Origin of the sequence: Cardiobacterium sp. Marseille-Q4385 (assembly GCF_916618745.1) — a bacterium.
In the GTDB taxonomy this organism is placed as follows: Bacteria; Pseudomonadota; Gammaproteobacteria; order Cardiobacteriales; family Cardiobacteriaceae; genus Cardiobacterium.
Genome location: NZ_OU745373.1, coordinates 1,332,501 through 1,354,783, shown reverse-complemented (window position 1 = coordinate 1,354,783; position 22,283 = coordinate 1,332,501). Strand labels below are relative to the sequence as shown.

22 protein-coding genes and 2 rRNA genes (1 of these 24 only partly in view) are annotated in these 22,283 nt (G+C 60.7%); 8 read left to right on the top strand and 16 right to left on the bottom strand.

The genetic code is table 11. The features are described 5' to 3' along the window. Positions 1 to 8: 8 nt before the first annotated feature. The 8 genes from nusB to glyA all read right to left on the bottom strand — a co-directional run bounded on the left by nusB (position 9) and on the right by glyA (position 7,080). Positions 9 to 1,073, bottom strand: a complete 1,065-nt coding sequence (gene nusB, locus LG374_RS06615; protein ID WP_225756948.1) for a transcription antitermination factor NusB — start codon at positions 1,071 to 1,073, stop codon at positions 9 to 11. Between the two features lie 20 nt (positions 1,074 to 1,093). Then, the gene (locus LG374_RS06610) at positions 1,094 to 1,780 is read right to left on the bottom strand and encodes a GNAT family N-acetyltransferase (RefSeq protein ID WP_225756947.1); all 687 of its coding nucleotides are present in this window, start codon (positions 1,778 to 1,780) and stop codon (positions 1,094 to 1,096) included. 195 nt (positions 1,781 to 1,975) lie between these two features. Then, a complete protein-coding gene (gene ribE, locus LG374_RS06605; RefSeq protein ID WP_225756946.1) occupies positions 1,976 to 2,455 on the bottom strand; it encodes a 6,7-dimethyl-8-ribityllumazine synthase in 480 nt (159 codons plus the stop codon). Positions 2,456 to 2,524: 69 nt separating this feature from the next. Further along, positions 2,525 to 3,628, bottom strand: coding sequence for a bifunctional 3,4-dihydroxy-2-butanone-4-phosphate synthase/GTP cyclohydrolase II (gene ribBA, locus LG374_RS06600; RefSeq protein WP_225756945.1), 1,104 nt, complete (start codon positions 3,626 to 3,628; stop codon positions 2,525 to 2,527). Between the two features lies 1 nt (position 3,629). Next, positions 3,630 to 4,268 carry a riboflavin synthase gene (locus LG374_RS06595; RefSeq protein ID WP_225756944.1) on the bottom strand — a complete coding sequence of 213 codons (639 nt, stop codon included), beginning with the start codon at positions 4,266 to 4,268 and terminating at the stop codon, positions 3,630 to 3,632. After that, complete coding sequence (gene ribD / locus LG374_RS06590) at positions 4,250 to 5,350, bottom strand: bifunctional diaminohydroxyphosphoribosylaminopyrimidine deaminase/5-amino-6-(5-phosphoribosylamino)uracil reductase RibD (protein WP_225756943.1); 1,101 nt, start codon at positions 5,348 to 5,350, stop codon at positions 4,250 to 4,252. Before ribD ends, LG374_RS06595 begins: the two co-directional genes overlap by 19 nt. A gap of 5 nt (positions 5,351 to 5,355) precedes the next feature. Beyond that, positions 5,356 to 5,814 carry a transcriptional regulator NrdR gene (gene nrdR, locus LG374_RS06585; protein ID WP_225756942.1) on the bottom strand — a complete coding sequence of 153 codons (459 nt, stop codon included), beginning with the start codon at positions 5,812 to 5,814 and terminating at the stop codon, positions 5,356 to 5,358. Between the two features lie 12 nt (positions 5,815 to 5,826). After that, the gene (gene glyA, locus LG374_RS06580) at positions 5,827 to 7,080 is read right to left on the bottom strand and encodes a serine hydroxymethyltransferase (protein WP_225756941.1); all 1,254 of its coding nucleotides are present in this window, start codon (positions 7,078 to 7,080) and stop codon (positions 5,827 to 5,829) included. A 161-nt stretch (positions 7,081 to 7,241) separates the two neighbouring features. On the opposite strand from glyA, the gene LG374_RS06575 reads away from it, so the two are divergent. The 6 genes from LG374_RS06575 (at position 7,242) to dksA (ending at position 12,783) form a co-directional block, all read left to right on the top strand. Next, the gene (locus LG374_RS06575) at positions 7,242 to 7,580 is read left to right on the top strand and encodes a rhodanese-like domain-containing protein (protein ID WP_225756940.1); all 339 of its coding nucleotides are present in this window, start codon (positions 7,242 to 7,244) and stop codon (positions 7,578 to 7,580) included. A gap of 93 nt (positions 7,581 to 7,673) precedes the next feature. Further along, complete coding sequence (locus LG374_RS06570; protein ID WP_225756939.1) at positions 7,674 to 8,594, top strand: homocysteine S-methyltransferase family protein; 921 nt, start codon at positions 7,674 to 7,676, stop codon at positions 8,592 to 8,594. 21 nt (positions 8,595 to 8,615) lie between these two features. Further along, entirely contained in the window at positions 8,616 to 10,076 is a 1,461-nt protein-coding gene (locus LG374_RS06565) for a tetratricopeptide repeat protein (protein ID WP_225756938.1), read from the top strand. A gap of 161 nt (positions 10,077 to 10,237) precedes the next feature. Continuing rightward, positions 10,238 to 10,720, top strand: coding sequence for a hypothetical protein (locus tag LG374_RS06560; protein WP_225756937.1), 483 nt, complete (start codon positions 10,238 to 10,240; stop codon positions 10,718 to 10,720). A 126-nt stretch (positions 10,721 to 10,846) separates the two neighbouring features. Further along, positions 10,847 to 12,241 (top strand): chloride channel protein, encoded by a 1,395-nt coding sequence (locus LG374_RS06555; protein WP_225756936.1) that lies wholly within the window; start codon positions 10,847 to 10,849, stop codon positions 12,239 to 12,241. A 119-nt stretch (positions 12,242 to 12,360) separates the two neighbouring features. Beyond that, positions 12,361 to 12,783, top strand: a complete 423-nt coding sequence (dksA, locus tag LG374_RS06550) for an RNA polymerase-binding protein DksA (RefSeq protein WP_225756935.1) — start codon at positions 12,361 to 12,363, stop codon at positions 12,781 to 12,783. Between the two features lie 252 nt (positions 12,784 to 13,035). Here the strand turns inward: dksA and LG374_RS12420 are convergent, their stop codons facing one another. The 3 genes from LG374_RS12420 to LG374_RS06540 all read right to left on the bottom strand — a co-directional run bounded on the left by LG374_RS12420 (position 13,036) and on the right by LG374_RS06540 (position 14,954). Further along, entirely contained in the window at positions 13,036 to 13,161 is a 126-nt protein-coding gene (locus LG374_RS12420; RefSeq protein WP_255594444.1) for a hypothetical protein, read from the bottom strand. Beyond that, the gene (locus LG374_RS06545) at positions 13,152 to 13,820 is read right to left on the bottom strand and encodes a phosphoglycolate phosphatase (RefSeq protein ID WP_225756934.1); all 669 of its coding nucleotides are present in this window, start codon (positions 13,818 to 13,820) and stop codon (positions 13,152 to 13,154) included. Before LG374_RS06545 ends, LG374_RS12420 begins: the two co-directional genes overlap by 10 nt. A 261-nt stretch (positions 13,821 to 14,081) precedes the next feature. Further along, complete coding sequence (locus tag LG374_RS06540) at positions 14,082 to 14,954, bottom strand: aldose 1-epimerase family protein (RefSeq protein ID WP_225756933.1); 873 nt, start codon at positions 14,952 to 14,954, stop codon at positions 14,082 to 14,084. Positions 14,955 to 15,092: 138 nt separating this feature from the next. On the opposite strand from LG374_RS06540, the gene brnQ reads away from it, so the two are divergent. Both brnQ and LG374_RS06530 read left to right on the top strand, forming a co-directional pair. Then, positions 15,093 to 16,433, top strand: coding sequence for a branched-chain amino acid transport system II carrier protein (brnQ, locus tag LG374_RS06535; RefSeq protein WP_225756932.1), 1,341 nt, complete (start codon positions 15,093 to 15,095; stop codon positions 16,431 to 16,433). Next, a complete protein-coding gene (locus tag LG374_RS06530; RefSeq protein WP_225756931.1) occupies positions 16,433 to 17,278 on the top strand; it encodes a D-amino-acid transaminase in 846 nt (281 codons plus the stop codon). The genes brnQ and LG374_RS06530 overlap by 1 nt, the downstream gene beginning before the upstream one ends. Positions 17,279 to 17,338: 60 nt before the next feature. On the opposite strand, the gene LG374_RS06525 is transcribed toward LG374_RS06530, so the two are convergent. The 5 genes from LG374_RS06525 to LG374_RS06505 all read right to left on the bottom strand — a co-directional run. Continuing rightward, positions 17,339 to 18,571 (bottom strand): aromatic amino acid transport family protein, encoded by a 1,233-nt coding sequence (locus LG374_RS06525; RefSeq protein ID WP_225756930.1) that lies wholly within the window; start codon positions 18,569 to 18,571, stop codon positions 17,339 to 17,341. Positions 18,572 to 18,693: 122 nt separating this feature from the next. Next, positions 18,694 to 19,527 (bottom strand): factor H binding family protein, encoded by an 834-nt coding sequence (locus LG374_RS06520; RefSeq protein ID WP_225756929.1) that lies wholly within the window; start codon positions 19,525 to 19,527, stop codon positions 18,694 to 18,696. Between the two features lie 132 nt (positions 19,528 to 19,659). Next, on the bottom strand, positions 19,660 to 20,463 hold the full coding sequence (locus LG374_RS06515; RefSeq protein WP_225756928.1) for an RsiV family protein: 804 nt from the start codon (positions 20,461 to 20,463) through the stop codon (positions 19,660 to 19,662). 253 nt (positions 20,464 to 20,716) lie between these two features. Continuing rightward, positions 20,717 to 20,832 (bottom strand): 5S ribosomal RNA (rrf, locus tag LG374_RS06510). 96 nt (positions 20,833 to 20,928) lie between these two features. Next, positions 20,929 to 22,283, bottom strand: a 23S ribosomal RNA gene (locus tag LG374_RS06505) (it continues 1,504 nt past the right edge of the window).

Below are 22,283 nucleotides of genomic sequence, written 5' to 3'. Positions count from 1 at the left end.
CTTATGTCTCAGGCGCGTCGTTGCTTGCCGAGTTTGTCGAGGGTGGCGTTGATGTATTTGTAGCTGTCGGCGGCGCCGAATTGTTTGGCGAGTTCGACGGCTTCGTTGATGGTCACGGTCGGGTGGATGTCCGGACGCTCGTCGATTTCGTAAACACCGATCCAGAGGATGGCGCGCTCGACGGGGTCAAGTAGCGAGACTTTGCGGTTGTTCACGGTGGCGAGGCGGTTGCCGAGCTCTTCGCGGTGCGTGGTGATGTAGGTGTAGGCAGCGGCGAAGTAGTCTTCGTCGATTTCGCGCGCTTTCGGGTCTTCCATGCGGTTCATGCGCACATGGTGGGGCGGGTCGCCAGTGATTTGCCATTGGTAGAGGGTTTGCAGGAGCAGGCGGCGGGCGCGGCTGCGTTGTTCGATGGCGCGGCGGCGCAGGTTGGGCACTTTGCTAGGCGCGATCGGGGCGGCATGGTCTGCGTCAGGCGCAACGCTATCGGCTGCGGGGGCGGTATCGTCAGCGGCATAAGCGGCACTGTTAGTGACTGGAACGGCATCATCAGCGCTGGGGACAAGGTCGAGTTTCATCAGGATGTCGGTCTGCGCGTCGCTACCGAGGGTGAAGGTGTGGCTGGCAAAGGCGGTGAAGCCGTGTTTTTGGTAGAACTGCAAGGCGCTGCGGTTATGTTCCCACACGCCGAGCCAGAGGTAGGGGGCGCCCTGTTGTTCGGCATCATGACGCGCCTGCCGGTAGAGTGCGGCACCGACACCTTGACCGTGGTGGGCGGAGAGGACGTAGATGCGCTCGATTTCCAGCGCCTGCGGGTCTTGCGGCTCGCTTTGTGCCGCGCCGGTGTTGGTTTTGAGGTAGCCGAGGACGTTGCCGTCGTCGTCTTCGGCGAAGTAGAAGCGGCTTTCGGGGTTCACGAGTTCTTGCGCGAGGCGGGAGGCCGAGAGGTTGTGTTCGAGATAGTGCGCCATGTCGGCTTCGCTGTTGTCGGCGGCGAAGGTTTCGTGGAAGGTGGTGCGACTGATGCTTTGCAGTTGGTCGAGGTCGGCGAGGGTCAGTTGGCGGATGTGCATGGTTGTCTCGGGTTGGGGGATTAGAGTGGAGTGTGCTGGCGTCCAGCGGCGTCGAAGTTGGCCGGCTCAAGCCAACGCTCGAAGCGGGCGCGTTGTGCCGGCCATTCGTTATCGAGCAGCGAATACCAGGCAGTGTCACGGTTGCGACCTTTGTAAACGACGGCCTGGCGGAAGGTGCCTTCGTAGGTGAAGCCGAGGCGTTCGGCGGCGCGGCGGCTGGGCGCGTTCAGGCTGTCGCATTTCCATTCGTAGCGGCGGTAGTGCAGTTCGTCAAAGACGTAGTGCATCAGCAGGTATTGCGCTTCGGTGGCAAGGCGCGAGCGTTTGAGGGCGTCGCCATAGCAGACCCAGCCCACTTCGATGACGCGGTTGGCCGGGTCAATGCGCATCAGGGCCAGGGTGCCCAGCGCGGTGCCGCTTGTGGCGTCACAGATGGCGAGGTGGTAGGGGTCATTGGATGCGGCCATGCGCTGCATGTGGGCATCATGCGCGGCGCGGTCGGGTGCGGGGTCAATGCTGAGGTAGGTGAAGTTCGCTGGCGGCGCGGCGGGGCCATAGACGGCATAAAGATCGTCACCGTGGCGGGCGGGATCAAGTTTTTCGAGGCGGCAGTAGCGGCCATGCAGGGTGGTGATGGCCGGACGTGCGCCAGGGGTGTAACCGGGCAGGGCGTCGCCGATGGGTTGGTGATGTTGGTTGGTGGGCATGGTTCTGTCGATGGGTACTGGTTAGCAGCGACGCGTTAGGTGTGCGGGGGCGTGTTAAAGATCAGGGTTATGGTGGGATCAGGCGGGGGAACCGCATGAGGGGTCGGTGGTGTGGTGGGCTAATGCCCACCTGCAGTTCGGGCAGCCGCCAAGCGAGGTTGTTACCGGGCTCGCCAGGCGGGGTGATGGCGCGGTTTAGCCGATTTGGCGCAGCAGGCTGACCATTTCGATGGCGACCAGGGCCGCTTCGGCGCCTTTGTTACCGGCTTTGGTACCGGCGCGTTCGACGGCCTGTTCGATGTTGTTGGTGGTGAGGACGCCGTTGATGACGGGGATGTCGTGTTTGAGGGCGACGCTACTGAGTGCTTTGGCGCTTTCGCCGATAACGATGTCGAAGTGTGCGGTCGCGCCTTTGATGACGGCACCGAGGGCGATGATGGCGTCGTAGCGACCGGTTGCGGCGAGACGCTGCGCAGCGATGCCGAGTTCGAGCGCGCCGGGGACGTAGGCGACGTCGATGTTGGTGAGTTCGGTGCCGTGGCGTTTCAGGGCGTCGATGGCGCCGGCTTCGAGTTTGTTGACGATGAAGTCGTTGAAGCGCGAGCAGATGATGGCGTAGCGCGCGCTGTCGAGGATGTAGTCGCCTTCAAGGCGATTGACGTCGTTAGAGGTCATGGTGTTTTCCTTGTGGGTTTGTTAAGGGGGGAAATCCGCGTAGTTGTCTCGCTTGGCGGCTTCTCAGGTTTATTCGCTGAGGTATTCGCTCACTTCGAGCTGGTAGCCGGAGATGCCGGTGAGTTTGTACGGCGCCGAGAGCAGGCGCATTTTACCGACACCCTGGTCGATGAGGATTTGTGCGCCGATGCCGTAGGTACGCAGGTCTTGTTCTTGCGGACGTTTCGGTGGCGGGTTGTTGTGGGTGAAGGCGACCATGCGGCTCAATATGTCGTTGTTGTTTTCGGCTTCGTCGAGGACGACGATGATGCCGTCCGGTTCTTGCGCGAGGCGTTGCAGCGCGCTTTGCAGGCTATGGGTGCGTTCGCTGAGGCGGGCATGGAAGAGGTCGCCGAGGGTGTTTTGCACGTGAACGCGGACGAAGGTCGGGCGCGCCGCCTGGATTTTGCCTTTGCTCAGGGCGTAGTGCAGGCGGTCGTTGTCGTAGATGTTCTGGTAGGCGGTGAGGGTGAAGGTGCCATATTCGGTCGGCAGTTCGCATTGGGCGATGCGGGCAATGGTTTGTTCGCGTTCGAGGCGGTAGGCGATGAGGTCGGCGATGGTGCCGATTTTGATGTTGTGTTCGGCGGCGAAGGTTTCGAGTTCGGGGCGGCGCGCCATCGAGCCGTCTTCTTTGAGGATTTCGACGATAACGGCGGCAGGTTCGAGGCCGGCCAGGCGAGCCAGGTCGGTGCTGGCTTCGGTGTGCCCGGCGCGGACAAGGACACCGCCTTCACGCGCGACGATGGGGAAGATGTGTCCGGGCTGGACAAGGTCTTCGGGGCGGGCGTTTTTAGCGGTCGCGGCGTGAATGGTGCGGGCACGGTCGGCAGCGCTGATGCCGGTGGTCACGCCTTCGGCGGCTTCGATCGAGACGGTGAAGGCGGTGTGGTACGGCGAGGTGTTGTGCCGCGATTGCGGCCAGAGGTTAAGCTGGTCGTTGCGCGCCTGGGTGATGGTGAGGCAGACGAGGCCGCGCCCGTATTTGGTCATGAAGTTGATGGCCTCGGGGGTGATGTGTTCGGCGGCCATGATGAGGTCGCCTTCGTTCTCGCGGTCTTCGTCGTCCATGAGGATGACCATTTTGCCGGCGCGCAGGTCGTCGATGATTTCTTGGGTGCTGTTCAGGGGCATTTTAGTATCCGTGTTGGCGTAGGGTGTCGAGGGTGAGGCCGCTTTCTTGCGGGGCATGCAGCAGGCGTTCGAGGTAGCGGGCGATGAGGTCCACTTCGAGGTTGACGTGTGCACCGGGGCGCAGGTCGGCAAGGGTGGTACGCGCCTGGGTGTGCGGCACGATGTTGACGTGGAAGGTGTCGCCGTCCACGCCGTTGACGGTGAGGCTGATGCCGTCCACGGTGATGGAGCCTTTCGCCGCGATGTAGCGCATCAGCGCGCGCGGCGCGGCAATGGTGAGGCGCTCGCTGCGCGCTTCGGGGATGCGGTCAATGAGTTCGCCGACACCGTCCACATGGCCGCTGACGAGGTGGCCGCCCAGCGGGGTGGCGAGTGTCAGGGCGCGTTCGAGGTTGACGGCGGCGCCGGGGGTAAGATCGCCGAGGGTGGTAAGACGCAGGGTTTCAGCGGAGACATCGGCGCTGAACCAGTCCGCGCCGAGGGCGGTGGCGGTGAGGCAGACGCCGTTCACGGCGATGCTGTCGCCCAGGGCGCAGCGGGCAAAATCGAATGCCTGGGAAGCGATGGTGAGGGTGCTGTCGTCGCCGTGCGTGTCGCAGGCGCGCAGGGTGCCAGTGGTTTCTATGATGCCTGTGAACATGGGTTTTCCGGGGTAAGGGTGAGGCGCAGGTCGGTGCCTAGCGGGGTGGTATCGGTGATGGTGTACTGCATTTTAGCAGATAGGTCTGTAAGCGGCGGCAGCGCGGCCAGCGGGCGGGCATCCGGCCCGAGCAGGCAGGGCGCGAGGTAGTAGAGGATTTCATCGACTAGTTGCGCGCGCAGAAAGGCGCCCGCCAGCCCTGCCCCGGCTTCGACGAGGGCGTTGTTGATGCCGCGTCGCCCCAGTTCGTCAAGCAGGGCGGCAAGTGAGATGTGGCCGTCGGCAAGCGGCAAGCGCAGCAGTTCGGCATGAGCGGGGTAGGCAGGGGCTGGCGCGACTTCGCCACAAGCGATGAGGATGGGCGTGGGTTCGCTGAAGACGGCGGCATCAGGCGGGGTTTGCAGGCGGCTGTCGATGATGACGCGCAGCGGCTGGCGGCTGGGCCGGTCAGTGGGATAACGCGCCGTGAGACGGGCGTTATCGGCGATGATGCTACCGGTACCAGCGATGATGGCGTCGGCAGCGAGGCGGTGCTGGTGCGCGTCCAGCCGTGCCGCTTCGCCGGTGATCCATTGGCTGTCGCCATTTGCCAGCGCGGTGCGGCCATCAAGCGAGGCGGCGAGTTTCAGGGTGACGAAGGGGCGGCCTGTGCTGATGCGGCGGAAGAAGCCGCGATTGAGGGCGGTGGCTTCGGCCTGGCACACGTTTTCGCTAACGGCGATGCCAGCGGCGCGCAGGCGGGCGACGCCTTGACCGGCCACAAGCGGATTAGGATCTCGGCAGGCGACGACGGCGCGGGCGATACCGGCGGCGATGAGCGCGTCAGCGCAGGGCGGGGTGCGGCCATGATGCGCGCAGGGTTCGAGGGTGATGTAGGCGGTGGCGCCACTGGCCGCGTCGCCCGCTGCGCGCAGGGCGTGTGCTTCGGCGTGCGGCTCGCCGGCATATTGGTGCCAGCCTTCGCCGACGGCAACGTCGTTTTTGACGAGGACGCAGCCGACGCGCGGATTGGGGGCGGTGGTGTAGAGGCCGCGCCGCGCGAGGTCAAGCGCGCGCCGCATCCAGTAGGTATCGTCGTGCATGGCGGCTAGTCTTGCCGCAGTTCGGCGATGGTGTTGATGAAGGCTTCGACGTCCTGAAAGCTGAGGTACACCGAGGCGAAGCGGATGTAGGCGACATGATCGATGTCCTTCAGCCCCTGCATGACCCAGTCGCCGAGGCGGCGTGAGGGGATTTCCCGCTCGCCGCCGATACGCAGGCGGTTTTCGATGTCGTCAATAAGACGGTTGATTTTATCGACGCTGACCGGACGCTTTTCGATGGCGCGCAGGAGACCGTTGCGCAGTTTTTCTGCCGAGAAGGCCTGCCGCTCGCCGTTCTGCTTGATCACCATCGGCAGCGAAATTTCCGCTGTTTCGTAGGTGGTGAAGCGGGTGGTGCAATCGGGGTTGATGCACTCGCGCCGGCGGCGGATTTTGCTGCCGTCGGCGATAAGGCGAGAATCGACGACGCGGGTGTCGGGCTGATGGCAGATGGGGCAATGCAAGGCACGCCCCCGTTAGCGGTACACCGGAAATTCAGCGCAGAGGCGGCTGACTTTTTCGCGCACGGCGAGGATAGTTTCCTCGTTGTCAATGTCATCCAGGATGTCGCAGATCCAGGTGGCAACCTGCTTCGCTTCGGCCTGCTTGAAGCCGCGCGTGGTAATGGCCGGTGTGCCGATGCGGATACCGCTGGTGACGAAGGGGGATTGCGGATCATCCGGCACGGCGTTTTTGTTGACGGTGATATGTGCGCGCGACAGGGCAGCGTCGGCGGCGCGACCGGTGATATTTTTGCTGACGAGGTTGAGCAGCATCAGGTGGTTCTTGGTGCCACCCGAAACGATATCGTAGCCGCGGGCAAGGAATACTTTGACCATCGCCTTGGCGTTATCCAGCACCTGTTCCTGGTATTTGGTGAAAGACGGATCCAGCGCTTCGAGGAAGGCGACTGCTTTCGCCGCGATCACCTGCATCAGCGGACCGCCCTGCACACCGGGGAAAATGGCGGAATTGAGCTTCTTCTCCAGCTCTTCATTGGCGCGGGCGAGAATGAGGCCGCCGCGCGGGCCACGCAGGGTTTTGTGCGTGGTGGAGGTAACGACGTCAGCAATCGGCACCGGGTTCGGATACAGCCCGGCGGCGACCAGTCCGGCGACGTGTGCCATATCGACCAGCAGATAAGCGCCGACGCTGTCGGCAATCTCGCGGAAACGTTGGAAATCAAGAACCTGAGAATAGGCGGAAAAGCCGGCGATGATCATCTTTGGCTTGTGTTCTGTGGCCATACGCTGCAGCGCGTCGTAATCAATCAGGCCGGTTTTCAGGTCAAGGCCGTAGTGAATGGCGTTGTACAGTCTGCCGGAAAAGCTGACCGGCGAGCCGTGCGTCAAATGGCCGCCGTGGCCAAGATCCATGCCGAGTACCGTGTCGCCCGCGTTCAGCAGGGCGAGGAAGACAGCGGCGTTTGCCTGCGAACCGGAGTGCGGCTGCACATTGGCATAATCCGCGCCGAAGAGCATCTTGGCGCGCTCGATGGCAAGCGTTTCGACGACATCAACATGCTCACAGCCGCCGTAATAACGCTTGCCGGGGTAACCCTCGGCGTACTTGTTGGTTAAACAAGTGCCTTGCGCTTCCATCACACGCGGGCTGGCATAGTTTTCCGAAGCAATCAGCTCAATATGCGTTTCCTGCCGCAGGGCTTCGGCGGCAATCGCGGCCGCCAGTTCGTCATCAAAGCCCGTGATGGTCATTTCTTTATTAAACATGATAAAAATATTACAAATGGGGAAGGCGGCCTATGGTACTGCCTCAAGGTAACAAGGGCAACACGCGACACTGGCACGGAAAAATGCGACAAACCCCACTTGATTGCGGCATTTCTGCCCCCTACACTCGCCACCCTCAAAACCAGACGGAGACCCCAAACATGCTCAAAAAGACCCTTCTCGCCGCCCTCTTCGCCGTGCCTGCCCTCAGCGCCTGGGCGGAGACCTACCTGATTGACGTGCGCAGCCCGGCCGAATACGCCGAAGCTCATGCCGACGGTGCCATCAACATTCCGGTGGAAGACGTAGCGGCAAAAATCAGCGAAGTGACCGCTGACAAAGACGCCGATATTTACGTGTACTGCCGCAGCGGCCGCCGTGCCGGTGTCGCCCAGGAAACATTGAGCGGCCTCGGCTACAAAAAAGTCACCAACCTCGGCACCCTGGCTAATGCACAAGCCTTTGTTGCCAAACAGCAGGCGGAAAAAGCGACGCCATAAAGCGGCAAGTAGAGAAACAAAAACGGCGGGCAACCGCCGTTTTTTATTGCCGCCCTTATAATAAAGACACAAACACCACTGAAAGGAATCCCAATGCCACACCCCCTTCTCATCCTTGATGGCGGCATGGGCCGCGAACTGCTGCGCCGGGGCGCGCCCTTTGCCCAGCCACAATGGTCAGCGCTCGCGCTGATGCAGCAACCGTCCGCCGTTGCCGACGTGCATCGTGCCTACATCGAGACCGGTGCCGACATCATTACCACTAACAGCTACGCCCTCGTCCCCTTCCATATCGGCGAAGACGATTTCCGCACCCAGGGCAACAAACTCGCCCGCCTCGCCGGAGAACTGGCACAGCAAGCCGTCAGGGACAGCGGCAAAAAAGTGCGCGTCGCCGCCTCTTTGCCACCACTATTCGGCTCCTACCGCCCCGACCTGTTTGACGCCGCACAGGCTCCGGCCATCGCCCGCCCGCTTATTGACGGACAAGCCCCCTATGCCGACCTGTGGCTGGCCGAAACCCAAAGCAGCACTGCTGAAGTCCGCGCCCTGCATGCGCTGGCACCGCACGATCGCCCCTTCTGGGCCTCCTTCACCCTCGACGACGAACACCCTGCCAAACCGCCGCGCCTGCGCAGCGGTGAAGGCATCGCTGATGCCGTTGCCACCGTCATTGACCTCAGTGCCGACGCCCTGCTCTTCAATTGCAGCCACCCCGAAATCATGGCGGACGCCATCGCGGTGGCCCGCGCCGCGCTGGACGCAGCAGACAGCACCTTGCGCCTCGGCGTCTATGCCAACGCATTCTGCGCCCATGACGCTGACGAAGCCGCCCTGCCCGCCAATGACGGCCTGGATGACATCCGCACCGACCTCAGCCCCGCCGCCTACCTCGCCCTTGCCCAAGCTTGGCGTGCCGCCGGAGCGGACATCATCGGCGGTTGCTGCGGTATCGGCCCCGAACATATTGCTGCCCTCGCCGCCTGGCGCGACAGCGAAACCCTCCCCAAGTAACCGCAACATAAGGAAAAAACCATGAGCATCTTCAGCAAACTCTTTGGCCGCAGCGACGATCCGGGCGCCATCCGCCGCCAGATTGAACAGGCCCGCGCACAAAACGACGACGCCACCGTGCGCCGCCTGCTGGAAAGCCTTGCCAAAACCGGCGACGCGAGCGCCCAACGCGAATTGGGCGATGCCTACCTGGTCGCTACTGCCTACGATAACGCCCGCGTCTGGCTGGAAAAAGCCGCCGCCCAAGGGGATGCCGAAGCACAGCACCAACTTGGCAACCTCTACCTGCGTGGGCAGGGCGTGCCGCAAAACAGCACAACCGCACACGAGTGGCAAGAAAAAGCCGCCGCCCAGGGTTACGCCGCCGCACAAACCCTGCTCGGCAGCTACTACGCCACCGGCGACGGCGTCGCGCAGGACTACGAGAAAGCGCGGCAGTGGTGGGAAAAAGCCGCCGCCCAACACGATGCGGAAGCACAATATCAGCTCGGCCTCCTCTACTTCGGCGGCCTCGGCATCGCGCAGGACTACACCGTTGCACGCGAATGGTGCGAACAAGCCGCCGCGCAAGGCAACGCCGCCGCACAAAACCTGCTAGGCCGGCTCTATAGCGGCGGCCTTGGCGTCACGCAAGACCACGCCAAAGCACGCGACTGGTACACCCAGGCGGCCGAACGCGGCAATGCCGAAGCACAAAGCATCCTCGCCCTCTACTACTACAACGGCGAAGGTGGCGAACAAAATCTCGATAAAGCGCGCACCTGGTTTGAAAAAGCCGCCGCCCAGGGCGACAGCGACGCCCTACGCAACCTCGGCATCATCTACGCCGAAGGCGAAGGCGTCGCGCAGGACTACAAAAAAGCCTACGACTACTGGAAGCAGGCCGCCGCCCAGGGCGATACCGCTGCCCAAAACGGCCTCGCCCAGCTCTACCACGACGGCCTCGGCGTCACCCAGGATTTCGCCCAAGCCTACCAATGGTGGAAAACCGCCGCCGAACAGGACAACGCCAACGCGCAAAACCACCTCGCCATCTGCTACCTGCAAGGCGAAGGCGTGAACAAAGACAGCAAAAAAGCCTGCGAATGGTTTGAAAAAGCCGCCCTGCACGGACACGTCGTCGCCCAATACGGCCTCGGCATCCTCTACGGCCACAGCGAAGAACTCGACCTGCCGCCGCAACCCGCCACTGCCCTGCTCTGGCTGGAGAAAGCCGCCAGCGCAGGCCATAGCGGCGCGCAAAATGCCCTCGGCATCCGCTACGCGCGCGGTATTGACGTCAACCAGGACTACGGCAAAGCCCGCGCCTACTGGGAACAATCCGCCGCCGGAGGCGACCCCGAAGCGCAAACCAACCTCGGCATCCTCTACCGCGAAGGCCTCGGCGTGACGCTAGACCCTGACACTGCGAAAAGCTGGTTCGAAAAAGCCGCAGCGCAAGGCTTTGCCGCTGCGCAGGAAGCGCTGCAAGCCCTGAGCTGAAAACCGGTAGCCGAGCCTGCGCCGCCACCCCTTTCCACAGACATTGCCACACTCACTGTGAAAAATGTGCCGCACTGTGGCGGAATGGGGTGGCAAAACCACCGCAAAAAACGAGGAAGCGGGTATAATTACCATCCGTTAAAAATAACAAAGGACCTTTCATGAAGCGACTCCTCGCCGCATTCCTCCTCCTCGCTCACGCCCCTTTTGCCGCCGCCCTCGTCCCGATCAGCGGTGACTGGCAGTGCCAGACCATCAGCTACCAGCAATACGGTAACAACTACCTGGTGTTTATCGACAACACCCGCTGGCAGCACAGAGAAGACGGCACCCTGCACGGCGAAGGTACCCTCGAAGTGCGTATCCACAGCAAAGACACACCGCCCGCCCGCCTGCACTTCATCTACGCCTCAGACGGCAACTGGCAGCGCCGCGATGACACCATCCTGATCGAAAGCATCAAGCCGCGCCTGACCACTGCGCCCAAGACCGAGGCGGCACTGCGTCCGGCAGCGGAAAGCATCGCCCGCGACGTCAACAGCAAACCGCAGCAAACCGTAGCCTCCAACATCATCTTCCTGAACGCGCAACAGCTCATACTCGAAGACCGCGAAAGCCACGACCTCACCCGCTGCCGCCGCTGATGCAACCCACCCCGAACCGCCGCCTGACCAACGGCGGTTTTTTTGTGCCCGCATTTGGCTGGCCACCGAATGCCGCATCCCCATCCGCCTATAATGCGCACCCATCACTACCATCCCACCAACCCCATGCCCACTCCCGCCAACCGCCGTATCCGCCTGCGCTACTACCTGCACCGCAAACTGCGCCAATCCTCGCGCATCTCGCGCAAAAGCCTGGAATTTACCTGCCTGCTCATCGGGGCCGTGCTGGTTGCGCTGGCCTCGCTCACCTTCGCCGCCCTCGCCGACTGGGCGCTGGAAGCCAATGCCTGGTGGGCGGGACACTGGCCGCTTCTGTCATGGTTCGTGCTGCCGCTCGGCCTCGTCGCCCTGGTGCATCTCACCCGCAAACACGCGCCCTACGTCGCCGGTAGCGGCATCCCGCAAGTCATCGCCGCCATCAGCCTACCGTACAGCATGGATAAAGGACGGCTGGTGGCACTGCGGCAAACCCTGTGGAAAATCCCGCTGACCTTCCTCGCCATGTTCATCGGTGCCTCCGTTGGGCGCGAAGGGCCATCAGTGCAGGTCGGCGCAGCGGTAATGCTCGCCTGGGGCGCCTATTGCCGCCGCCACCGCCTCGCCTTCGGCGGTTTCAGTGCCAACGAACTGATGGCGACCGGCGCGGCAGGCGGTCTCGCTGCCGCCTTCAACGCACCGCTTGCCGGCATCATCTTCGCCATCGAAGAACTGGGACGCGGCCTGCACCTGCAATGGCAGCGGCGCGTGCTTCTCGGCGTGCTTGCCGCCGGCTTCATCCTCGTCGCCATCAAGGGCAACAACCCCTACTTCCCGCGTTATAACGGCACGGGCAACGCGCCCCTAACCTGGATCATCATCTGCGGCTTGGCCTGCGGCGTCGCAGGTGGCATCTTCGCCCGCTTGCTCGCCAAAGGACTGACGGGTTACGTCCCCGCCCTGCTGCGTGCACCGCTACGCCGCCACCCGCTCACGGTCGCTTTCGTCCTCGGCCTGCTGCTCGCAGCCCTCGGCACATACAGCCACGGCCAGACCTATGGTACCGGCTACCACACTGTCGCCAACGCCCTGAACGGTATCACCCTCGAACCTGCCGGCACAGGACCTGCAAAACTGGGGGCGACCGTCATCACCTACTGGACTGGTATTCCGGGCGGCATCTTCACCCCCGCGCTCAGTACCGGCGCGGGGATCGGCAGCGGCCTGTGGGCACTGTCCGACGGCACGGTCGAACAGGGTCTCATCGCCCTGCTCTGCACCGCCGCCTTCCTCGCCGCCGCGACACAATCACCCGTGACCGCCAGCGTGGTGGTCATGGAAATGACCGGCAGCCAGCCGCTGCTAATCTGGCTGCTGATGGCAAGCCTCATCGCCTCATGGCTGTCACAACAAATCCAGCCCAAGCCGTTCTACCACTATTCCGCTGCCCGCTGGCGGGAGCGGATGCTGGCCGATGCGGACAACGCCCGCCTCACTCGTCCCCAGCATCACAGCGGCGGATGAGTACCGCGATGACGGGATAAAGACCGTCCGGCAGGCCGGGAGAAAAACATTTACAACACCAGACCGCTTCGCTACCATGCGCCGCCAATTTCCCTGGCCCACAACGGATGGTAAAAAACATGAAAGAATACAAGGCTAAAACCCACTATACCCCCGCTAAAAACGAAGAATACATGAGCGATGCCCAGTTGGCTTACTTCACCCAAATACTTGAAGCCTGGAAGGCAGATATTCTTTCTGACAGCGACCGCACCAAAGAACACCTGCGTGACGACCGCTCCCCCACCGCTGACCTCAACGACCGCGCCACACAGGAAGAAGAATTTTCCCTGGAACTGCGCACCCGTGACCGTGAACGCAAACTGCTGCGCAAAATCGACAACGCCCTGGAACGCATCGCCCGCAAAGATTTCGGCTGGTGCGAACGCTGCGGCGAAGAAATCGGCCTGCGCCGCCTGGAAGCCCGCCCCACTGCCGAACTGTGCATTGACTGCAAAGAAATCGCCGAACGGCAGGAACGCAACTTCCACGAAGCGCATTAATTGCCGCTTATCGCCAAAGCCCGCTGCTGCGGGCTTTTTTTATGTCCGCACTCCGCTGCCGTTTTGCCATGGTTCTCTACAGCCTGATGAGCGGGAGCCTTTACATCACCAAAAAATCATCTCCCCCGCTTACGGGGGCTCGCTGAACCCATGCTTCAGCGCGAGAACGTTAGGGTGGAGGAGTAATACCAAAATCCTTCGTACACGACAAAAGAGAGCCCTTCCCCATGAAGGACGAATGGAGGTATCCGTTCATGTCCGCCAGGCGAGGCCGCCGTTGTCATTGAAGCGAGTGAGACCCTCGGTCCGGATCTTGCCGGTTTGCAGGGAGATGCCGCCAAGCGGGATAGTTACGCGGTTTTGCTTTTTCAGATGCATTCAAGCAATTGCGCGAACTGGTCGATAAGGTAATCGGCGCGGGTCGCTGGGTTGTCGTGCAGGCGGCGGGTGTCGGCGTAGCCGAAGGTAACAGCGGCGACGGGGCAGCCTGCCGCTTTGCCGGCGAGGATGTCGTTAGCGGAATCACCGACCATGAGCATCTGCGCCGGGACGACCCCAAGCGCTTCAGCAGCGGTAATAAGCGGCAGCGGTGCGGGTTTTTTTTCGGGCAGGGTGTCGCCGCCGTAGATGAGGGCGAAGTGTTCGGCGATATGAAGGTCGGCGAGGAGGCGACGGGCGAGGGCTTCGTTTTTGTTGGTGATGACGGCGAGCGGCAGCTTGCGTGCGCGCAGGGTGGCGAGGGTCGTGGCGACGCCATCGTAGAGGCGGCTTGCCACGCAGAGGTGGTCGCGGTAGTAGTCGGTGAAGTATTGGTAGGCGGCGGCGTGCTGCGCAGCGGGGGCGTCACCCTCGCGCGCATCGAGCAGGAGGCGGTGCACGAGGCGCGGGATGCCGTCGCCGACGTAGCTTTCAATGCGGGGAACAGGCAGCGGGGCAAGCCCACTGGCAACGCGGGTGGCGTTGGCGGCGGCGGCAAGGTCGGGTAGGGTGTCGCAGAGGGTGCCATCGAGATCGAAGGCAAGGGCGTGGATGGTCATGGTGTTCTCCGCTGGGTTTGTGGTGTTGTTGGCACTTCTCCCCCGCAAGCGGCAGGGCGGTCATGTTTAGCTAACCCTCTGTCATCATAATTATCTGCGATACCGCTGTTTGCCCTCGCCCCAGCCTTTTCTTGATTCGCAAGCGACAGAGGGGGAGGTTCGTGCAACGTCAGGATTTTTATTCGATAAACAGCAGTAATTAGAGGGAGTCGGCAGCCCGCAAGCGGGGGGAGGATTTTTTGTAAATGCAGGAACCGGTGGTTACGGCGTATCCGTGTGCTGTATCTGGATGTCGTAATGGCGCTGCCAGTTGCTTTGCGGGGCGAGGCGGATGATGCCCAGTTTGTGTTCAAGTTCGCCGTCGTAGTCGGCGCAGTCCATCACCCCCGCCCAGGGTTCGATGCAGATGAAGGGGGCTTCTTTGTCCGCCGGGGTCCAGATACCGAGGTAGGGCAGGTCGGGATAGCTGATGTTGAGGGCGGGTGTGGGACGCGTGCCGTGCAGGCGGATGGTGGTCGCTGCCGGGGTGTGGTAGATGAGGGCGTCATTGGCAAAAGCGGCGTAGTCAAGCGCGAGGTGGCGTTCGCCGGGATGCGGGGTGGGGTCAAGCAGGCCGTCGCGCCAGCCGAGGCGAGAGAAATTGGCGCTTTCTATCTGGATGTGGTGGTCGGCAAAGGTTTCGCCGTCGGTCAGCGGCAGGGCAAAGGCGGGGTGGCCGCCGATGGAGAAGAGCAGGTCTTCTTGTTCAGCCGGGTTGTGCACCTGCCAGCCGACGCGCAGGGTGTCGCCCAGCAGGGTATAGCTGAGGTCGAGGGTGAAGGCGAAGGGGTAGTGTTCAGCGCTTTCGCCGTCGTCTTCGAGGCGGAAGCTGATGTGGTGTTCGTCGTGGTCAAGCAGGCTGAAGTCACGATCGCGTGCGAAGCCGTGCTGCGGCAGGGTGTAGCTGTGGCCGCGATAGCGGTATTCGCCGTTTTTCAGTTTGCCGACGATGGGAAAGAGGATGGGCGCGCGGCGTTTCCAGTAGCGCGCATCGCCCTGCCAGAGGTATTCGCGCCCGCCGCTGACGAGGGATTGCAGCTCGGCACCGTGGTTTGAGACGGTAATGGCGAGGTGTTCGTTTTCCAGTCGGTACATGGGAATCTCCCGGTATTGCGTTGCCGCGAAGTATAGTGTTTACGCGGTGTGTTGGGAATTGGTGGGACTGGTCGGGATTTTTTTTTGTTAATATCCCGCTTCATCGCGCGATAGATAGCGCTTGTTTTGAGGTTTTTTATGCGTTCTTTTGATAAATCGGCGTTTTGGGCGACAGGGTTGATGTTGTTCGCGCTGTTTTTTGGTGCCGGAAATCTGATTTTTCCGGCGATGTTGGGGCAGCAGGCGGGGGAACACGTCTTTGCCGCCATGTTCGGCTTTCTCCTGACCGGGGTCGGCCTGCCGCTGCTCGGCATTATTTCTGTCGGCTATGCCGGGGTGCGTGATGCGCAGTCGCTGGCCGCGCGTGTTTCGCCCGCTTACGGGCTGGTGTTCACGCTGCTGCTCTATTTGACCATCGGCCCGCTTTTCGCCATGCCGCGCACGGCCACGGTGTCGTTTGAAATCGGCGTGGTGCCGTTCATGGCGCCCGGTGCTTCACAGACCTTGCCGCTGGCGCTCTTTTCGCTGTTTTTCTTTGCGCTCAGTTGCTGGCTGGCACTGTCGCCGGGGAAGCTGGTCAGCCGCATCGGTAAGGTGCTGACGCCTCTGCTGCTGTTCTGTATCGCGATTCTGGTCGGCGCAGCGGCGCTGTTTCCCAGCGGCGCCTTGCAGGCGGCACATGATGCGTATGTGCTGCATCCAGCGACGACGGGCATGATTGACGGCTATAACACGATGGACGGTATCGTCTCGCCGATTTTTGCCGTGATTGTGCTGGAAGCGGTGCAGGGCTTCGGTGTGCACGGGCGGCGGCAGGTGTTGCGCATGGTCGCGTTTTCCGGGCTGCTGGCGGTGTGTTGTCTAGCCTTGGTGTATGTCTTTATCGCTTATCTTGGTGCGAGCAGTGTCGCCGGTATCGGGTTGCAGGAAAACGGCGCAGCGGTGCTGGCGCAGACGGCGCACTTTTATTTCGGCGGTGCCGGCAAGGGGCTCCTGGCGGTGATTGTTTTCCTCGCCTGTCTCACCACGTCAGTCGGCCTGATTTGCGCCTGCGCCGAGTATTTCAACCGCCTGATGCCGCAGTTGCCTTATCGCGGCTTGGCGGTGCTGTTTGCGGTTATCGCCTGCGTTTTCGCCAATTACGGCTTAAACGGCATCATCAAGCTGTCACTGCCTGTCTTGATGCTGCTTTATCCGCTGACTATCGTGCTGGTGCTGCTCACTTTCCTGCATCCGTTTTTCGGCGGTAGCCGTCGCGTTTATGTGCTGACGATTGCCGCGACCGCCGCCGCCGGACTGCTCGATGCCACGCGGCAGGCGGTGGGTTTTTCGCCGGATACGGTCGGGGCGATCAGCCGCTGGCTGCCGCTTTTTGAGATTCAGCTCGGCTGGGTGATGCCCGCTACGATTGCGTTCGTGGCCGGTATCATGCTGCGCCGCTTCGGCGGTTCTTCCAAGCAACGTGAGGTAAACAAGTGATGAGTAGAGTGGTGTATGTAAACGGGCAATTCCTGCCGGAAGAGGCTGCGACGGTCTCAATTTTTGATCGCGGCTTCTTGATGGCGGATGCGGTCTATGAGGTAAGCGCCGTGGTGGACGGCAAGCTGGTCGATAACGATGGCCATTTGCGCCGCCTGGAACGCAGCCTCGGCGAGTTGGCAATGCCGTTGCCGCTGCCGCTGGCCGAGCTGGTCGTGGTGGAAGAGCGGCTGCTTGCCGAAAATCATCTGCGCGAGGGGATTGTTTATATGCAGGTAACGCGCGGCAGTGCCGACCGTGATTTTGTCTATGACCCGGCCATGCGGCCAACCCTGGTGCTCTTCACCCAGGAAAAAGCGATTATTGACGTACCCGCCGCGCAGAAAGGGCTGCGGGTCATGGCACATCCGGATATCCGCTGGGGACGGCGCGACATCAAAACGACGCAACTGCTGGCGCAATCGCTGGCGAAGATGGCGGCGAAGGCAGCGGGCTTTGATGATGCGTGGATGGTCGCGCCGGACGGTTTCGTCACCGAAGGCAGCTCGAATAATGTGTGGATTATCAAGGGCAACACGCTGACGACGCGCCCGGCAACGCATGACATCTTGAACGGCATCACCCGCCAGGCGCTCTTTACTCTGTTGCAGGACTGCGGCTTGGTGCTGGACGAACGCCCGTTTACGATTGAAGAGGCCAAAGCGGCGGATGAAGCACTGATGAGCGCCGCCGGTTCCTTTGTGCTGCCGGTGGTGGAGATTGACGGCGTGAAAATCGGCGACGGCAAACCGGGCAAATTCACCCGAGCCCTGCGCGAAGGCTATATTGCGCGTCTGCGGGGATAATTCCCGCACCCATAAAAAACCCCGCTCAAGCGGGGTTTTTTATGCCGTGACGACGCTGGATCAACCGACCACTGGCGGCAAATAACCGGCCTTGACATAAAAGGGGATGACGGCGGCGGCGATGCCGAGGACAAGCGCCAGGATGAGGGCAATATCGCCACCCGGCACGCGGTAGGGCAGGTGCGGATAGCGGCGACGCGCCTTCCAGACGAGACCGACCGGCAGCACGACTGCATAGAAGGCGAACATTTGCCCGGCATAACTAAGGGCAGCGATGAAATCGGGGTAGAACCAGGCGAAGAGAATCGGCGGCAGGAACGTGGCGGTGCCGAGGATAGCGCGGCCGGGGTTGAGTTTCATGCCCTTGCGCAGCATGTCGTCAATGCAGTCATACAGCCCCAGCGCCACACCGAGGAAAGACGTAATCAGCGCCAGTGCCGAAAAAAGTTCGACCGTGCCGGCGATGATATTGCTGCCAGTGATAACGCGGGTCGCCTCGATCAGGCCATAAAGCGTCGGGTTTTCCCTGAGGATTTGCGTGAACTGGCTTTGACTGAGAACACCGTGGGTAGCGAGCTGCCACAGCGTATAAACGCCGAGGGTAAGGAGCGAGCCACAAATGATGGCAAAACGCAGCGCGCGCACATTGCCGGCGAGGTATTTATTCAGCGAGGGAATAGAGCCGTGGAAGCCGAAAGACGTGAAAAAAATCGGCGCGGCGGAGAGCAGCAGCGCATTATTAAGCGGCATGGCGGCGAGATTGTGCAGCGAGGCCTGCGGCAGCATGACGGCGATAACGAGCAACAGCGCAGCGAGCATAATGAAAAAGAAAAAGCGGTTGCCACCATCCACCACTTTGGCACTGATAACGATGAAGGCACCGAAAACGAGGGTGAAAAGGCCGATGTAGAGTTTCAGAGTCGCTTGCCCGTTCAGACCGGTATCAGGCGCAAGCCCCGTCCGCTCGGCCGCTTTCATCAGGATTTCGCCGCCGCCGCTGATGTAGGCGGAAAGCAGCGCGTAGAGGAAGACAAACATCACGGTGGTAGCGATGACCCGCCCGGCATTGCCGTAATACAGCGCGGCGAGAGTGCCGATGCCGGCGTCGCTGTCGGCGGTCTGATACACCTCGACGAACAGCAACGCGCTGTACGTGAGCAGCGCCCACAGAATCAGCAGCAGGACGACGGTAAAAGTAAAGCCTATGCCGGCTGAGGTAAGCGGCATGGCCAGCATTCCCGCCCCGATCATGGTGCCGGAGACGAGCAGGGTGGTGCCGAGGGTTTTGTTCATGGGGTTTCCTTATTGGCGGGTGAGGCAAGGGATTGTTGGCGAAGGGTTGGGGAGTGTCAAGCAGCGGTGGGATACAAAAGAGGCACCGCAAGCGGTGCCTCTTCCTTTCGGGAGAATGTGCATCATTCGGTGATGGCACCGCGCGTGCCGTGGAAGACGGCGACCGCCTCGTCAGTATTGCTCAACTTACCCGACAATTCGGCTGCTTGCGGCCCCCACAGACGCAAATCGTAGCTCATGCGCCCGTAACGATCGCTACTGGCAACGCCGACACGTTGAGGGATTTCATAGATAACGTAGTCTGCTTCGTTGACTTGCCGGAAGGTTGCCGGTTGCAGGGTGACATTACCGTAGCGACCCAAATTCGTGATATTGCCATGCCCCTGCTTGTTGCCGAAATCAACGTGATAGGAGAGTGTCCCCCTATCATCCTTATCGAAGGCAACACCTGTGTAGGTCGCCTTGCCACTGGTGGGGAATTCGCCTGCCAACGGTTCAATACCATAGGCTGCTTTCAGGTTAAGACCGTGCTCCGACTGCTGAATGTAAGCACCACCGTAAAAACCGTTGTAACTGCGGATACGGGCGCTCTCCGTATCCCCGCCCCAGCCGCTGCGTACGCTGGTGCCGGTTTTATCCAGCCAGCCCTGCGGCAAGCCGAGCAAATTCATTTTCAGGCGGTTGTTGGCGAGGGAGGTAAGCATCCGCCCATCCAAGATGGTGTCAATTCTGGCACCGCCTGAAGATACTCCTAGATCCTTGGTTTTGACCTCGTGCAGGCGCTGGCGGTAAATCTCCGGCACGTTATTGCCAGGGGCGGGTTGCAGGATTTTACCGGTATTGCCCGGATTGTCGGGGCGCGGATCAGCCGGACTGTTGTCATCACTGCCGCCTCCGCACGCGGTGAGCAGGGTGATGGTTGCGGCAAGAAGCAGGGGTTGGGGTTTCAATTCCATACAATAATCTCCGTGATGTGGGATAGCGGCTGCGCCTTCGTGGCAGCCGCCGTTATTGTCGCATTCTTGCCACAAAGATGGGGATTTTTATGCCCCTACAAGTCTGACGGCTTCTCACGTGCCTACCGACCGTTATTGCGCGACAGCGCGCGGCACGTCCACCGTCCAGTTACCGGCGGCAGTCAGGACTTCGGGTCGGATGATGCCGTGCAAAACGTCCAGCGGCAGATAAATGAGCGGCAGACCCCATTCCGCCGGGCCGATATCGTAAGCCGCGTAGGAGAAGACCAGGCCGCCACGACTGATGGCCCAGTCGTCGGCGGGGATTTGCGCCAGCGAGGCGAGTTGTTGCGCCGCCGCGTCCGGACTCATGTCGCGGTTGCGTTCGAGCCAGCCTTGCAGGGCCCGGCGTTGCAGCACCTGTAATGCCTGTTCTTGTCCGGGCAGGATGATGTCAGGTAGGTCAAGCGGCGCATGACGGGTGAGATCGAGAACGTAGAAGCGGCGCGAAACGGCGCGCCCCGCCGTGCCGTTTTCCTGCGCGTCGCGCACCAACAGCAAATTGCGATAGCGGCCAACTTCGCCAAGCATCGTCCAGTGTAATTTCAGGTCGGCGGTGCTGCCCTGCACGCCCTGCTGCTGTGCCTGGGCGCGAATAAAGGCGGTAGCGGCAGCGTCCAGCGTGAGGCTGTCGGGTGTGTGCAGTTCATTCTTGCTGATGCCGGTCAGCCAGTCGTTCAGCCACGGATCATTGTTCTGCGGCCAGACGATTTCGATACGGCTGCATATCGCCGTTGCCGCTTCGCCGATGCAGTGGCTTTTGTTGATTTGGGTGCGGGCGACCATACGCGCGGGCGGGTTGGGGGTGATGCGGTCGATGGCATCGGCGCAGGCGGTAACGCTCGCGAGCAGGGTGAGGAAGGTCAGTCGGCACATAGCATGGAGGCCTCTCTACTGTGAGGGGGAAACGACTATAGTAACTCACGGCTTGCGTACAGCCTCGCTTTGCAGACAATGTTCAGTATCACTGCTCGCTTTTTCCGAAAGCGACGTAACTCTCTTGCCGAGAGAGTGCAGTCATCTCGTTCTTGACCTCACGCTCCGACAATACCTGCTTTACAACAATCACAGAACCGTTATTCACAAATGAAGAAAGCCTCCGCATTAGATGCGGAGGCTTGATAATAAACCCTGACAGTGTCCTACTCTCACATGGGGAAACCCCACACTACCATCGGCGATACTGCGTTTCACTTCTGAGTTCGGCATGGATTCAGGTGGTACCACAGCTCTATGACCGTCAGGAAAACCGGTTACATTCAATTAATAAATGTTCTCTATCTATTTAAAAGAGAATCATCGTCTAAAACTTTTGAGCGCTAAAAATAACTTGAGCGTTGTATGATCAAGCCTCACGATCAATTAGTACTCCTTAGCTGCATATATTACTATACTTCCACATGGAGCCTATCAACGTCGTAGTCTACAACGGATCTTTAGGAGACTTATAGTCTCAGGGAGATCTTATCTTGGGAGGGGCTTCCCGCTTAGATGCTTTCAGCGGTTATCCCTTCCGAACATAGCTACCCGGCTGTGCCACTGGCGTGACAACCGGTACACCAGAGGTTCGTCCATTCCGGTCCTCTCGTACTAAGAACAGCTTCCCTCAAATCTCCAACGCCCACGGCAGATAGGGACCGAACTGTCTCACGACGTTCTGAACCCAGCTCGCGTACCACTTTAAATGGCGAACAGCCATACCCTTGGGACCTGCTACAGCCCCAGGATGTGATGAGCCGACATCGAGGTGCCAAACTCCTCCGTCGATATGGACTCTTGGGAGGAATCAGCCTGTTATCCCCGGAGTACCTTTTATCCGTTGAGCGATGGCCCTTCCATTCAGAACCACCGGATCACTAAGACCTACTTTCGTATCTGCTCGACTTGTCTGTCTCGCAGTTAAGCGGGCTTCTGCCTTTGCACTCTTGGTGCGATTTCCGACCGCACCGAGCCCACCTTCGCACTCCTCCGTTACTCTTTGGGAGGAGACCGCCCCAGTCAAACTACCCACCAGACACTGTCTGCAACCCGGATCACGGGTCTACGTTAGAACATCAAAACAAGCAGGGTGGTATTTCAAGGATGGCTCCACAGAAACCAGAGTCTCTGCTTCTTAGCCTCCCACCTATCCTATGCAACTTGTTTCAATGTTCAGTGTCAAGCTATAGTGAAGGTTCACGGGGTCTTTCCGTCTTGCCGCGGGTACACTGCATCTTCACAGCGATTTCAACTTCACTGAGTCTCGGGTAGAGACAGCGCCGCCATCGTTACGCCATTCGTGCAGGTCGGAACTTACCCGACAAGGAATTTCGCTACCTTAGGACCGTTATAGTTACGGCCGCCGTTTACCGGGGCTTCGATCAAGAGCTTGCACCCCATCAATTAACCTTCCGGCACCGGGCAGGCGTCACACCCTATACGTCCACTTACGTGTTTGCAGAGTGCTGTGTTTTTGTTAAACAGTCGCAGCGGCCTATTCTCTGCGGCCTCCAACAGCTATTCACCATCAGAGGCATACCTTCTCCCGAAGTTACGGTATCATTTTGCCGAGTTCCTTTACCCGAGTTCTCTCAAGCACCTTGGAATTCTCTTCCTACCCACCTGTGTCGGTTTGGGGTACGGTTAATCATAATCTGAAGCTTAGAGGCTTTTCCTGGAAGCAGAGCATCAACCACTTCATTTCCGTAGAAATTCGT